Origin of the sequence: Rahnella victoriana (assembly GCF_021276285.1) — a bacterium.
Taxonomy (GTDB): domain Bacteria; phylum Pseudomonadota; class Gammaproteobacteria; order Enterobacterales; family Enterobacteriaceae; genus Rahnella; species Rahnella victoriana.
In genome coordinates this window covers 353,328-367,189 of sequence record NZ_CP089919.1, presented here as the reverse complement: position 1 = coordinate 367,189, position 13,862 = coordinate 353,328, and the positions used below count along the sequence as shown (strand labels likewise).

At 54.1% G+C, this 13,862-nt stretch carries 15 protein-coding genes; 10 read left to right on the top strand and 5 right to left on the bottom strand.

What is annotated here, in order from left to right:
• The first annotated feature begins 88 nt into the window (after positions 1-88).
• The 4 genes from J9880_RS01895 (at position 89) to J9880_RS01880 (ending at position 2,715) form a co-directional block, all read left to right on the top strand.
• Positions 89-484 (top strand): (R)-mandelonitrile lyase, encoded by a 396-nt coding sequence (locus J9880_RS01895; RefSeq protein WP_095925297.1) that lies wholly within the window; start codon positions 89-91, stop codon positions 482-484.
• A 276-nt stretch (positions 485-760) separates the two neighbouring features.
• Positions 761-1,765 carry a diguanylate cyclase gene (locus J9880_RS01890; RefSeq protein ID WP_232770010.1) on the top strand — a complete coding sequence of 335 codons (1,005 nt, stop codon included), beginning with the start codon at positions 761-763 and terminating at the stop codon, positions 1,763-1,765.
• 30 nt (positions 1,766-1,795) lie between these two features.
• Positions 1,796-2,164, top strand: a complete 369-nt coding sequence (locus tag J9880_RS01885) for a hypothetical protein (protein ID WP_119826673.1) — start codon at positions 1,796-1,798, stop codon at positions 2,162-2,164.
• 38 nt (positions 2,165-2,202) lie between these two features.
• Positions 2,203-2,715, top strand: a complete 513-nt coding sequence (locus J9880_RS01880) for a cupin domain-containing protein (RefSeq protein ID WP_195816822.1) — start codon at positions 2,203-2,205, stop codon at positions 2,713-2,715.
• 75 nt (positions 2,716-2,790) lie between these two features.
• On the opposite strand, the gene J9880_RS01875 is transcribed toward J9880_RS01880, so the two are convergent.
• On the bottom strand, positions 2,791-3,036 hold the full coding sequence (locus J9880_RS01875; protein ID WP_095925070.1) for a hypothetical protein: 246 nt from the start codon (positions 3,034-3,036) through the stop codon (positions 2,791-2,793).
• Between the two features lie 313 nt (positions 3,037-3,349).
• On the opposite strand from J9880_RS01875, the gene J9880_RS01870 reads away from it, so the two are divergent.
• From J9880_RS01870 to cspE, 5 genes are all read left to right on the top strand, one after another.
• On the top strand, positions 3,350-4,363 hold the full coding sequence (locus J9880_RS01870; RefSeq protein ID WP_119826671.1) for a Ppx/GppA phosphatase family protein: 1,014 nt from the start codon (positions 3,350-3,352) through the stop codon (positions 4,361-4,363).
• Positions 4,364-4,452: 89 nt separating this feature from the next.
• Positions 4,453-6,540, top strand: a complete 2,088-nt coding sequence (locus J9880_RS01865; protein WP_232770009.1) for a prolyl oligopeptidase family serine peptidase — start codon at positions 4,453-4,455, stop codon at positions 6,538-6,540.
• Between the two features lie 192 nt (positions 6,541-6,732).
• Positions 6,733-7,863, top strand: a complete 1,131-nt coding sequence (locus tag J9880_RS01860) for an ABC transporter substrate-binding protein (protein WP_095925073.1) — start codon at positions 6,733-6,735, stop codon at positions 7,861-7,863.
• A 184-nt stretch (positions 7,864-8,047) separates the two neighbouring features.
• Entirely contained in the window at positions 8,048-8,791 is a 744-nt protein-coding gene (locus J9880_RS01855; protein WP_232770008.1) for a DUF2076 domain-containing protein, read from the top strand.
• A gap of 176 nt (positions 8,792-8,967) precedes the next feature.
• Positions 8,968-9,177 carry a transcription antiterminator/RNA stability regulator CspE gene (gene cspE / locus J9880_RS01850; protein ID WP_009636912.1) on the top strand — a complete coding sequence of 70 codons (210 nt, stop codon included), beginning with the start codon at positions 8,968-8,970 and terminating at the stop codon, positions 9,175-9,177.
• 62 nt (positions 9,178-9,239) lie between these two features.
• Here the strand turns inward: cspE and J9880_RS01845 are convergent, their stop codons facing one another.
• From J9880_RS01845 to crcB, 3 genes are all read right to left on the bottom strand, one after another.
• Positions 9,240-10,427, bottom strand: coding sequence for a multidrug effflux MFS transporter (locus J9880_RS01845; protein ID WP_232770007.1), 1,188 nt, complete (start codon positions 10,425-10,427; stop codon positions 9,240-9,242).
• Between the two features lie 9 nt (positions 10,428-10,436).
• A complete protein-coding gene (locus J9880_RS01840; RefSeq protein WP_232770006.1) occupies positions 10,437-11,093 on the bottom strand; it encodes a TetR family transcriptional regulator in 657 nt (218 codons plus the stop codon).
• A gap of 310 nt (positions 11,094-11,403) precedes the next feature.
• Positions 11,404-11,787 (bottom strand): fluoride efflux transporter CrcB, encoded by a 384-nt coding sequence (gene crcB, locus J9880_RS01835; RefSeq protein WP_195816826.1) that lies wholly within the window; start codon positions 11,785-11,787, stop codon positions 11,404-11,406.
• A gap of 114 nt (positions 11,788-11,901) precedes the next feature.
• Here crcB and J9880_RS01830 point away from each other — a divergent pair, with 114 nt between their 5' ends.
• Positions 11,902-12,324, top strand: coding sequence for a GNAT family N-acetyltransferase (locus J9880_RS01830; RefSeq protein WP_232770005.1), 423 nt, complete (start codon positions 11,902-11,904; stop codon positions 12,322-12,324).
• A gap of 4 nt (positions 12,325-12,328) precedes the next feature.
• Here the strand turns inward: J9880_RS01830 and J9880_RS01825 are convergent, their stop codons facing one another.
• Positions 12,329-13,675, bottom strand: coding sequence for an aminotransferase class I/II-fold pyridoxal phosphate-dependent enzyme (locus J9880_RS01825; protein WP_131692652.1), 1,347 nt, complete (start codon positions 13,673-13,675; stop codon positions 12,329-12,331).
• Between the last annotated feature and the right edge of the window lie 187 nt (positions 13,676-13,862).

Here is a 13,862-nt window from a genome sequence, read left to right as displayed (position 1 = left end):
GTCGCAACAAACGAATGGCGCTACAGTCTGTATTACGATGACTATTCCAGCGGCGGTTGCCGCAGCGGAGAATGAAATGACTGACAAAATGAAAATTACCCGAAGCGGTTCTGTGCCTTCTCAGAACGGTCCTGAAAGTTACTTCACCGGTAAGGTGCGTATCGACTCGCCGTTCAGCGGCACCGAATCTGCCCGTGTGGGCGGGGCGACCGTGACCTTTGAGCCGGGCGCCCGTACCGCCTGGCATACCCATCCGCTGGGTCAGACGTTGATCATTACGCAGGGTCGCGGCTGGTTACAGGAAGAGGGCGGCGAAATCCGTGAAATGAACGTCGGCGATATCGTGTGGATCCCGGAAGGGGTGAAACACTGGCACGGCGCAACCCCTGAGAATGCCATGACGCACATCGCGATTGCCGAATCCCTGAACGGCAGCCCGGTAGAGTGGATGGAAAAAGTGACGGACGCGCAGTATTCCAGATAATGCCAAGTCACACGTTAATGTCTGCAAACGGCTGCCCTTTGGGTGGCCGTTTTTTTATCCTAAATTATCGGGCTAACCGCTCACCTGTTTTATTTACGGTTAAAAAGCCCCGTTATTCGACGCATTAAAACCGCCGCTTTCTGTAGCCCTGTAATCACTAACTCGACTAATATAAACAGACATCAACTACAGAGTCGTATCGGTATGCCTTATTATTCTCCGGGTGAGAGTCTCGTGCGTGAGCGTTCGGATCGCTTTTTAAAGCGAATGTATTTAATGCGCATGCTCGGCACTTTCCTCTGCTTTTTTCCGGTGCTTTCCGTTCTGCTCGAACGACAGGTTTCCTGGATACCGATATGTCTGCTGGCGCTGAATGCGTTTGTCTGGCCGCATGTCGCGATGCTGATTTCCCATCGCGCTAAACATCCTAATCAGGCCGAGTTCAGAAATCTGGCGTTTGACGCCATCGCAGGCGGCGCATGGGTGGCGCTGATGGGCGTGTGCCCGCTGCCGTCGGCCATTATTACGTCTATTCTGATTGCCGACCGTTTCTCTGCCGGTGGCTGGCATTTGCTGCGCCGTGCCGCGCTGTTTTATTGCGCTGGTTTTCTCCTTTGCTGGCTGGCGGCGGGAATGCCTTTTTATCCCGTCGTCACCGACCGGACGCTGTGGCTGACGCTGCCGCTGTCGACTATTTATATTATTGCCTTCAGCGCCGCCAATTATTCCATCTCCCGCAAGCTGCGCGATAAACAACATGAGCTGGAAAAGGCGGCGCTGATGGATCCGTTTCTCGGGCTGCCAAACCGGCGTTTACTTGACCGGCGGCTGATGCTGGAATTTGAACGTTCGAAACATGATTTATCCTGCCTGATGGTATTGGGCGTGGATGATCTTAAGATGGTGAATGACTTATTCGGGCGCGAGGCGGGGGATTATGTATTGCGATCCGTGTCAGCGATTTTGCGCCATGAAACCGGGCAAAATGATTTCCCGGCTATTCTGGGCGGCGATGAATTTGTGGTGATCCTGCCGGGGGTTTCCGAAGAGGAAGCCTATGCCGTGGGTTACCGGTTATTACTGAAAACCTCGGAGATCCGTTTGTCGCAAGACTCGGGTTTCCAGTGCTCGCTGAGTATCGGGGTGGCGACGTCCAGACATCATGAGAATTACAATCAGTGGCTGGCGGCGGCAGAGCGCGCATTAGTGAACGTCAAAAAAAATGGCAAGAACAGTATTGGCAGTGTGGGCCGGGCGGAACTCGCGGCTCAGCTACAATGAAGTGAATTCACCGTTTATCCTGGATGATCAATGAAAAATATCACAATAATGATGGTAGCAGCGGTAGCCATAGCGGGTGTGCTGGCAGGATGTTCATCGATTGATAAGCCGGTGGGAGACGAAACCTATCGTCCGGCGAATTATGATGCGGCGTTTGCGCAAGGCGAGGCGAGCTATACCACGTCCGTTTTTTCAATTCTTGAACGTCAGCGCCGTGCGGATACCTACAAAAAAATCTTCACGTTTTGTACCGGTAAATTCCAGACGCTGGGCGAAAGTAATGATGGCGAGAAGGTGCACATAAGATTTGCCTGCCTGCCGAAACAGACGTCTCAGACGCAGCAAAGCCCGTATTCGCTGCAACCGGCGACCACGTCACCGTCACCGTCGCTGTACTGAGACTGAGACGTCGTCCCTTTATCCGAGGAAACATGCACATGGAAAGACCTGATTTCATCCGTCACTGGCGCGAACTCGAAAGCCCGGATGACAGCGGTTATGCCGGTGATGACGAACGGATGTCCTTCGGCGCGCCGCTTGGCAGGGCGCTCGGGTTGACGAAAATTGGCATTCACCACGAACGTTTGTTGCCGGGGCGGCGTACCTGTTACGCGCACGCAGAAAGTTCAGAAGATGAGTTTGTCTACGTGCTGGAAGGCACGCCGGATGCCTGGATCAACGGCCACCTGCACCGGCTTAAACCGGGCGATGCCGTGGGGTTTCCGCACGGAACCGGCATCTGCCACACCTTTATCAATAATACGGACGAGGAAATTCGTCTGCTGGTGGTGGGCGAGGCGAATAAACCGGAAAACCGGATTTATTATCCGCTGAATCAGGAATACGAAGCGACGCGCAAAGACCGCTGGCGGGATGTGCCTGAGCAGCAATTCGGTGACCATGACGGCATTTCTGACCGGCGACGTGAGCACAATAAAACGTCTGACTGACCGCCGGAAAACGTAAGAAAAAAGCCGGTGTTCTGAATACCGGCTTTTCTATTCAAGATGTCTGATTACACACATTTACTGCACCGAAAGCGACTGCCAGCGTTGCTGACAATACGGCATCATGCGGTGAATTTTCAGGCTCTGCGCCTGATGACGGTTCAGTGAATAGCCCTCCGGCGTGATCTCTAAGGTATCGCCGGTGTGCAGGGTGAAATCATTATCCACGGACAAGATCAGCTTCAGATTTTTAAACGCCTGAATGCAGATATATTTCAGTCCGGTTTGCGGGATACTCAGGATGTCTATGATTTTCCATTCCATATTCTCACTCCTTTCCTGTGGCTGCCTGATTTTTCGTTTCCCTTTTCTACCTCAAATCCCTGTCATTTTTTGTCATGACAAAGTAATGATTTCTTTATAGGCGTTCCTGTTATTTGAATGCTTGAACTGACTCACAAAAAGCAAGACGGGCTTGCGTACGGATCGCAGAATGAATTAATTAAACGAGATCTCACTCTTTTAGAAAGGTTATTCAGAGCGTAAACGGAAATTAAAAAGACTTGAACTCAACGCTATAAAGCGGGTATTCCTGAGTGCTTTCTACTTTTCTTATATTTTTCAGGGGCAGGACGACATGCATTATTGGATGAAGGGTTTTCTCGGTACGCTGTTCGCGTTAAGCACCTTTTCCTCGCTGGCCAGTCAATGTATCGAAACCCGCGCGGGAATTGACATGGGATCCGGTACCACCAAAATTCAGGTGGCGCAGGTGGATATTTGCCAGCATCAGCTGGGAAAAGTGCTGTATGAAGACCAACGGCCGCTGGGCTTTAATGACGACCTGGGCAAATCCGGCAACAACCACATCAGCGAAGCCATGCAACAGCAAGGCGTGACGGCGCTGAAAGAGATGGTCGATAAAGCCCGCACTTTCCATCCGCAGCGCATTACCGGCGTCGCCACGGCCGTGTTTCGTTCGGCGGCCAACGGTCAGCAGGTGATTGACCGTTTCAATCAGCAGACGCACATCCAGTTGCGGGTGATTTCTCAGGAGCAGGAAGCGGAGCTGGGATTCCTGTCGGCGAAAGCGGCGCTGCATGACAACACCATTAAAAATCAGGATCTGCTGGTCTGGGATATCGGCGGAGGCTCGATGCAAATGACGGCCCTGCGTGAGCAAAATGGTCAGCCGGTGACGGATATTTATCAGGGCAGACTGGCGTCTGTGACGTTAAAAGAATTCATTATCAGCGTACTGAAAAATCAGGCACTGGATAAAGCCGCCTCGCCCAACCCGATTGGCTCGCTGCGCAATACGGTTCTGCGTTACGTGAATTTCTACGCCCGCACGCACGTCAGCCCGCAAATCAAACAGGATGCGCAAACCCGCCGGGTGATCGGAATCGGCGGTGTGCACGGTTTTTCGCTGAAAGATCAGCTGCATCCGAAGGACAATACCTACACGCTGGCCGATGTTGAACGCGTGTCGAAAAATCAGGTATGGAAAGGGGACAGCGAACTTACGGGCGAATACCGCGCCACGGATGTCAGTAATTTGCTGCTGGTGGAAGGTTTTATGCAGGCGCTGAATATCCCGCAGGTGACGATTGTCAAAGCCAGCCTGATCCAGGGCATCCTGGTGCAATAAATCCGGTAAACGATGCGCGACACTGCGCTTAGCGTTTATTCAGAAGACCCTTTTAAGAACGGCTGTTTTCACTGAAGGAGCAGAATGATATGACAACTGACTCAATGACCCCGCCGCAGGATGATTTCATCTGGCTGGAAGGTTTACGCAACGAAAAAGCGCTGGAATGGGCGCGCGGGCAAAATGCCATCACGCTGAAAGCCTTTACGCAGGGCAAGGACTTCGAACCGTTGCGGGAGAAAGTGCTGGAAGGTCTGAACTCACCGGATCACATCCCCGGTGTGTGGAAATGCGGGCATGACTGGTACAACTTCTGGCAGGATGCGCAGAATCCAAAAGGGTTGTTGCGTAAAACCACACTGGATGAATTCCGCAAAGCACAACCGGCATGGCAAACCGTGCTGGATATTGATGCGCTGGGCAAAGCCGAAGGCAAGGACTGGGTGTTTCATGGCTTCCTGAATCTGAAGCCGGATTTTGACCGTGCATTGTTAATGCTCTCACCCGACGGGGGAGATGCATCAGAAGTGCGCGAGTTTGATTTAGTCACTCAGGATTTCGTTCCCGGCGGGTTCTGTCTGCCGGTCGCGAAAAGCCGTATCAGCTGGATTGACCGCGACCATTTATTTGTCGCGACCGATTTTGGAGAAGGATCCCTGACTGATTCGGGTTACCCGCGCATCGTCAAAATCTGGCAGCGCGGTACGCCGCTCTCTGACGCGGACACCGTATTCAGCGCGGAGAAAACCGACATGCTGGCGGCGGGTTATCGCGATGCCATGAAAGGCTTCGAGCACAGTTACGTCGTTCGGGTGATCGACTTCTATCACCGCGAAGTGTTCCTGCTTGATGACGGCAAAGACCTGGTCAAAATCGATCTGCCGACGGATGCCAAATTCAGTACCTGGCGGGAATGGATCCTGATCCAGCCTTCCAGCGAATGGCAGGTAAACGGTGAAAGCTGGCCTTCCGGTTCGCTGCTGACCATGAATTTTGATGCCTTTATGGCCGGTGATCGTACGCTGAAGCCGCTGTTTATGCCTTCTGCTCATGCTTCCCTCAGCGGCGTCACGGCAACCCGTGACCAGCTCAACGGTTATTCTTACACCCGTGATCACATTATTCTCAGCATCACCCGCGATGTGTCCAACCGGCTGGAAGTACTGACGCCAAAAGACGGCGGCTGGCAGCGTCAGCCGTTTGGCAACGTGCCGGAACTGAGCAAAATCAATGCGTGGGGCGTGGATGACGACACCAATGAATATTTCATGAGTGTCAGTGGCTTCCTGCAACCGGCCAGTTTGTCGCTTGGTAATCTGGATAACGGCGCGGAGGTGGAAGCCGAACTGCTGAAACAAGATCCGTCGCATTTTGACGCGTCAGCGTATCAGGTCAGCCAGCATTTCGCGGTCTCCGACGACGGCACCCGCGTGCCGTATTTCGTGGTCTGCCGCAAAGACGTGGCGTACGACGGCAAAAATCCGACCCTGCTTTATGGCTACGGCGGTTTTGAAGTCTCGCTTGACCCGTATTATCTCGGCGTCAGTGGCGTGTCGTGGCTGGATCGCGGCGGCGTGTTTGTGGTGGCGAATATCCGCGGCGGGGGCGAATACGGGCCGGAATGGCACAAAGCGGCGCTGAAGGAAAAACGTCTGCGCGCCTATGAAGATTTCGCCTCCGTGGCGAAGGCGCTGATCGCCAGTAAGATCACGTCTCCGGCCCATCTGGCGGCGCAGGGCGGCAGCAACGGCGGTTTACTGGTCGGCAATATGCTGACGCGCTACCCGGAACTGTTCGGTGCGATTGTCTGTGAGGTGGCGCTGCTGGATATGTACCGGTATACGCAAATCTCGGCTGGCGCGTCGTGGATTGCGGAATACGGCGACCCGCAGAAACCGGAAGAGTGGGCGTTTATCCGCGAATTTTCGCCGTATCACAATATCGATCCGGCAAAAAAATACCCGCCGGTGCTGTTCTCGACGGCCACCAGCGATGACCGCGTCGGACCTGACCATGCGCGTAAAATGGCAGCGAAAATGCAGGCGCTGGGCATCCCGGATGTCTGGTTCTACGAGAATACCGACGGTGGTCACAGCGCCGCTGCTGACAAAAAACAGTCGGCTTTTAAGCGTGTGATGGTCAGTGAATTCCTGATGCATACCCTCCGCCGCCACTGAGCACGTTAAGCCACTGACTGACCCTGAACGGGATACCCTCGCGGTATCCCGTTCATATTTCGACATGTTTTATCCGCGCTGAATCACCGTAAAAACGTTGCCCCGCTAATCATTCCTTGTTTATTATTTCGGCTTCAGTTGATAACAATTATCAAAATCATTTCTTATTCATTCTCATTTTCGGGTAATCGCATGTTAAAGAACACCGCTCGCGTGCTGTCAGTTGCCGGCCTGATGGCCACTTCCTTTGCCAGTTTTGCCACCACCTATCCGCTGACTGTGACGGATATGTCCGGCCAGCAAGTCACGATCGATAAAGCCCCGCAACGGGTAATTTTACAGGATGGCCGTGATCTGCTGGCGCTGGCCGTGCTGGACAAAGCCAACCCGTTCCAGCATGTGGTGGCCTGGAATAACCTGCTGAAAAAAACCGACAGCGGCACCTGGGACATGCTGAAAAGCAAATGGCCGGAATCCGCTAAAATCCTTGATATGGGATTCAGCGATAAAGGGCAGGTGGATCTGGAAACCGTGATCGCCAAAAAACCGGATCTGATGGTGGCGCAGTTGCGTGCGAAAGATTCGCTGGCGCAGGCAGGCGTGCTGGATAAACTGGCGGCGTTGCATATTCCGGTGGTGTTCCTGGATTACGAACTGGATCCGGCCAAAAATACCGCCCCGAGCATCGAACTGCTCGGCCAGGTGATGGATCAGGAAGACAATGCCCGCGCCTATACCACCTTCTATAACCAGCATTTTGACGCTATTCAGAAAGCGGTGTCTGCCGTTAAAACCAGGCCAAATGTGTTCATTGAGCCGATTGCCGGTCGCGATGATTCCTGCTGCTTTACCCACGGTAACGCGGGCTGGGGCAAACTGATCCAGGCGGTTGGCGCCAATAACATCGGCTCGACATTGCTGCCGGGCGCATCGGGCACGGTTTCGCTGGAGCAGGTGATCAGCATGAAGCCAGACGTGTACATCATGACCGGCTCGGCGCGTCCGAAAGGCGGTTCCGTGACGCATATTCTGCCATTCGGTTATGGCGCAGATGAAGCCAGCATTGATAAAGAAGCCGCGGTACTGACTCACCGTACCGGCGTGGCGCAGATCCCGGCCGTCAGCGACAAACGCGTGTATGCGATTTATCACCAGTTCTACAACCACCCGTACAACATTGTCGGGATGGAATATCTGGCGAAGTTTATCTATCCGCAGCAGTTTAAAAACGTCGATCCGGCGAAGACTTACCACGATATCGTGCGCAACTACACCAATCTGCCGGATCAGGATCTGATCCTCGGCTGGTCTGCGAAAAAATAAGCCCTGAGACCTGCCCGTCTGTGGTCACGCAGGCGGGTTTTCAACCCCCGTGGTATGCCTTCTGCACAAACTTTACCTCCGTCACATTTGTTGACACTCCGTTAATTCATACAAAAATCTAACTGTATTACTGTATCTGCATAACGCCGACTGGCGTGGTACGACACATCAACAAGGTGAATTTATGCAATCTGAAGAACAGCGTTTAATTGACGGGCTTTTTAGTCGCTTGCAACAGGCTGAGTCCAATACGGCACCGCGTGATGCGGAAGCTGAACGTGTGATTCAGGCCCATATTCGTCAGCAGCCGTCTGCCCCGTATTACATGGCGCAGGCGATGATTATTCAGGAAGCCGCGCTGACCAAACTGAACGCTCAGGCGCAGGAACTGCAACAGCAGGTCGAACAACTGCAACAGCAGGCGCAGACCGCCAAACCACAAAGCAGCGGATTCCTGGCCGGGTTGTTTGGCGGCGGTGCGTCACAGCCTGCGCCGCAACGTCCGGCGTCACAGGGCAGCCAGCCGATCCCCGGCACGCAGGGATGGGGGGCTCAGCCACAACAGCCGCAATATGCCCAACAGCCGCAACAGCAGGCACCGGCACAGGCTGCACCTCAGCAGCCGGGTTTTCTGGGCAGCGCATTGCGTACCGCCGCAGGCGTGGCGGGCGGTGTGGTGCTGGCGGATATGCTGACCGGCATGTTCCACCACAGCCAGCCGCAGGAAATCGTCAACATTATCGAAGAACCGCCGGTGCAGGATCTCAATCCTGCCGACAGCAGCTTCCTCGATAACAGTCAGGGGTTCGATAGCAATCAGCCGTCGTGGGAAGACGCGTCACTGCGTAATGACAATGCTGATTTGGGTTTCGGAAATGACGACTTTGATACGGATGATTTCAACAACGACGACGATTCGTTTTTCTAACTGACTGATGTTATACGATTCAGAAGGCCAATCTGGCAGCAGAAAACGGCAACAAAATGCCAGGAGTGAGAGGTTTATCGCTTATTGCTATCAGAATTCTGGACAAAAGTTAAATCTGTTGCTGTACTGTATTTGACACACATTTTGTGTCCAACATTCACGTAAAGGTAAGTTTGATGTCTAAGATTAAAGGTAGCGTTAAGTGGTTCAATGAATCAAAAGGTTTTGGTTTCATTACCCCTGAAGATGGCAGCAAAGATGTTTTCGTTCATTTCTCTGCTATTTCCAGCAACGGTTTCAAAACCCTTGCTGAAGGCCAGCGCGTAGAGTTCGAAATCACCAATGGTGCCAAAGGCCCGTCGGCTGCTAACGTTATCGCTATCTGACTTTAGCCGAATTCTAAAAAACCCGCCGAAGCGGGTTTTTTTTTGCCTGTTATCCGCCAGCGTTATTCTGCTTTACGCACCAGCGTGACAAACATCAGGATGGCAATGGCGTAGCAACCGAGGATCGTCAGCCCCATCGACAACGCCGGATGGCTGCCAAAGCCGGTCACCGGCACCGCAACCGCGCCCAGAGCAAACATACACACGCCCAGCAGAGCCGAGGCGCTGCCTGCATTTTTCCCCTGACTTTGCATCGCCAGCGACCCGGCATTCGGGCCGATAATGCCGATCACCATCACCGAGAAGAACAGCGGGATCAGCAGCATGACCAGCGGGGCATTCAGACTGGCGGAAATCACCAGCGCCACCGAGGCTATGGCCGCGATGCATAAACCGGCTTTGACCAGTGCCATTTCGCCGAAACGGTGGCTCAGGCGGGTTGAGACCTGCGCGGAAATCACCAGTCCGATACCGTTAATGGCGAAGCACAGGCTGAACATCTGCGGGCTGAGATGGTAAATCTGTTGCAGAACGAACGGCGATGCACCGATATAGGCAAACATCCCCGCCATGATAAAGCCCTGCGTCAGGCACAGACCCATAAACGGACGGTGTTTCAGCAGGCCAAATACCGAGCCTAACATGCTGAGGATCCCGCCCTGCGCCCGGCGTTCCGGCGCTAAGGTTTCGTGCAGTTTCAGCGAGGAGAAGCTGAACAGCAAAATGGCGATTAAGGCCAGTACGCCGAATATGCCCCGCCAGTTCATCCAGTTCAGCATCGCGCCACCCAGCACCGGCGCGACAATCGGCGCCAGCCCGTTCACCAGCATCAGCAGGGCAAAAAACCGGGTCAGTTCATGCCCGTTATACAGATCCCTGGCCACGGCGCGCGACAGTACCGCGCCGCCCGCACCGGCAATGCCCTGTAACAGACGGGCGACTATCAGCTGATTGATGTCCTGCGCTACCGCGCACCAGACAGAGGCGGCCAGCAATAAGGCCAGTGACCACAATAAAGGGCGCATACGGCCATAGCGATCGCTCAGCGGGCCGAACAGCAACTGGCCGAAACCGAGGCCGAGTAAACCGGCGGTCAGGCTGAGCTGCGCGCTGGCCGTCGACGTATTCAGGTCGCCCGCCATTTCCGGCAGCGCCGGTAAATATAAATCTGTGCATAAAGGTCCGAGAGCGGCGAGTGAGCCGAGGACCAGGGCATAACCGAGGCGTTTTTCTTGCAGATGAGCGCTCATGGTAAATGTTTATTCCGCTTTGCTGGTGGTTAAATCCGTTTCGAAGAGATCCTGAAAGTAGCGATGGTATAAGGCTTCCAGAAGCTCCGCGTCGGCGTGAACAGTTGTCATGCGACGAAATGCGGTGCCTTCACAAATCACCGCTAAAGACTCCACTTTCGCCGTCATTTCGGCATCAGAAAACTGCGGGAAAGTGGCACTGAGGAGAGATTTTGCTTCGTTGAACAATTGTTTTTCAGAGTCGCGCCAGATTTTTTCCACGGCGGGATTGCGGGTGGCTTCTGCGGCCACTTCCAGCATCAGCGCGTGGTCAATTTCTGCCTGCTCTTTTTGTTCGGTGCACTGTTCTTCTTTATAAGGTGCGCTCAAATTGCCGATCCGCCGGTACGCCAGATTATGGGCGACCTGCTGCAAATTATGCGCATTGCCGGTCATCAGACGGATTTTCTTCATCACGATGCGCCGGACAATTTCCTCGATGATCGCGTCTTTATTGGCAAAGTACCGGTAAATTTGCCCCACACTCAGCAGTGACGTTTTGGCGATTTCAGCCATCCCCGCCCCGTGAAAGCCGTGTTTGCGAAAACACAGGCGGGCGGCGGCAATGATCTGGTCGCGTCGTGCGCTGATGCGCGCGTCTTTGGTGCATTGTTGTGGGGGAAGCATGAGATACCTGGTCGGTTGCCAATAATGATTGTGAACGATCATTCTCAATTATAGGCAATATGGAGAGACAGGTAAATATTTGTATTATGAATGGAATAAAAAGTGACGTTTCATTTCAGCCTGACCCGCGTCACTTTGCGGGGCCGCTATGACAGATAAGCCTGCAAAAAGGCCATGACAGTGAAGAGGCACAGGGCGACAGTCAGGAATTCAGAAGACGTTTTTGGAGCAGAAAACATAGGAACCTCAATTTATAAACTGACATGAATTGAGGCTATTATCGGTATGGAACATGAAGGAAACATTAAGATCAGTGCGCGCTGTACCAGCTGACCAGCGCAAAGGCCAGTAAGGTCATGGCCAGCGAACCGGCGAGATTCAGCGCCATGTTCAGCAGGGCGGCACCGAAGCGGCCATCCTGAAGCATGTACACCACTTCCAGCGAGAAGGTGGAAAACGTGGTCAGGCCGCCGCAGAAACCGGTGGTGATCAGCAGTTTCCACACCGGATCGATATGAGTCAGGCGGGTGAAAATGGCGATACCCAGACCGATGATAAAGGCACCGACCAGATTGACGGTCAGCGTACCGGCTGGCAGCACCGGGCTGATGCCGTTCATTTTCAGACTGACATACCAGCGCACAACGCTGCCAATACCGCCACCAATAAAGACTGCAAGTAAGGTGCTAAACATAGGAATGCCTTAAAAAAACAGATGAATTCGCCAAGGGCCGGGCGCTAAGTTTACCCCGCGCATTCAGGCTTGTGTAGCCGTGAGACTGAAACAACATTTTACGAGGATAAAGGCATGTTGATCAGAGAAGGTATGGCGTCCGATGCGCCGGTTCTGGCGCAATTACTGGGCGATCTGGATTATCCCAATACGCCGGAAGCGATCGCGGAACGGGTGGTGAAAATGGCGGCAAACCCGGACAGCCGTCTGCTGGTCGCCGAAGCGGACGGGAAAGCCGTCGGGTTCATCTCGCTGCATTTTATTCCGCAGATCGCGCTGGCCGGAGAATTTTGTCGCATCAGCTATTTGTGTGTCAGCGACCTGTCGCGTGGCGGCGGTATCGGCCAGGCATTGCTGGATGAAGCCGAACGTCTGGCGGCAGAACGTGGCTGCGACCGCATGGAAGTTCACAGCCATACCCGCCGCTTCCGCGCCCACCATTTTTATGCGCGGGCGCAGTACGAAGAATCCCCCAAATATCTGCTCAAAAAATGCTGAGTGATCAGGCATCCAGCGCCAGCACAATGGCGTCGGCGATCAGGTCAACCTGCTCCGGTTTTACCTGACTGGTACTGATACGGATAAACTGCCCCGGCCCGATGCGGCTGCGCTCGCCGGGCAGCACCGCAATGCCGCGTGCGGCCATGGTCACCAGTGCGAACTGCTCTGAAGGCACCGGGATCCACATCGCCAGCCCGTCGCGTTCCGGGATAGTGACGCCACGGATACGCAGGGCATCGGACATGGCTTTACGGCGCTGTGCATACACGCTTTTGGCGTGCGCAATGCCTTCCTGCGTCTTTGGATCGTTGATCAGCCACGCCAGTGCCTCCTGCAAAATACGGCTCGACCAGCCCGCCCCGAAGTTACGGAATGATTTGATTTGTTTGATTAAGTCCGTTGATCCCGAAATCACCGCCAGACGTAAATCCGGCCCATAAGCTTTCGAATAGGAACGGACATGCACCGTGCGGTCCGGCAACCGGCTGCCCATACTGAGCGGGGCGTAACGCGACAACTGACCGATGCCGTCATCTTCAATAATCAGGGTATGACTTTGGCTGAGAATATCGGCCAGCGCAGCATAACGTTCTGCGCTGAGGGCATGGCCGCAATGCGAGTGCGTGCGCGGTTGAAAAATAAAGGCGGATGGATTTTTCAGCAGCGCCTGACTGAGGGATTCCGGCGTGGGGCCAAATTCGTCGCACTTCACCGGGATCACCTGCGCCCCCAGGTTATCCAGCATATCCAGCAGACGGGTGGCGGTCGGGTCTTCAATCGCCACCACCGAACCCTGCATCAGCAGGGTTTGCAGCGTCAGGTTCATGCCGTCAAATCCACCGTCCGCGCTCATAAACGCCGGGGCATCGTAAGGCCAGTCCTGTTTTGCCGCTGCCAGCAACGACGGGGCGATGGCCTCACGCTGATAGCTGTTCAGGTTATCCGCGCCGACACCGTGCTGCATGGCGTCGCGCAGGTCGGGCAGCAGCGCCGGATCGGGCGATGACAGCGCCAGATCGGCAATAATATGCTCGCCAAAATTACCGATTTTTTCAAAGCGGGCCGGGCGCGGCGACAGCATATCGCCACATACCCAGACGCCATTACGCCCGCGTCCGGCGATCACTTTCTGACGTCGCAACTGCCCCCAGGCGGCAGAAACCGTGGCCGGACTGACCCCGAGCGCCTGCGCCAGTTCACGCACCGCAGGCAGATGGGTACCAATCTCGATCACGCCGGATCGGATCATCGCCGCTGTTTCAATCGCAATTCCCCGCATGGAACGATCCTGTAACCGGGTGGCTAACCATTGCGCATCCAGCGTTTTTTCGAGGAGGTTTTCTGCCATTTTTTCGCCTTTTGTCCAGTAACAAAGATTCTATTGTACATATTAATTTATGCCATTAGTATCAAACTTAGCCAACGGAGGCGATAAAATAATCACATTGCCGTAAAGATGAGGGCCTTCGTGAAAGAAATGGGTGTGTTTTCAGGAAAATTTGTAAACGCACCGTTGTTTTTCTGCATATCAACCA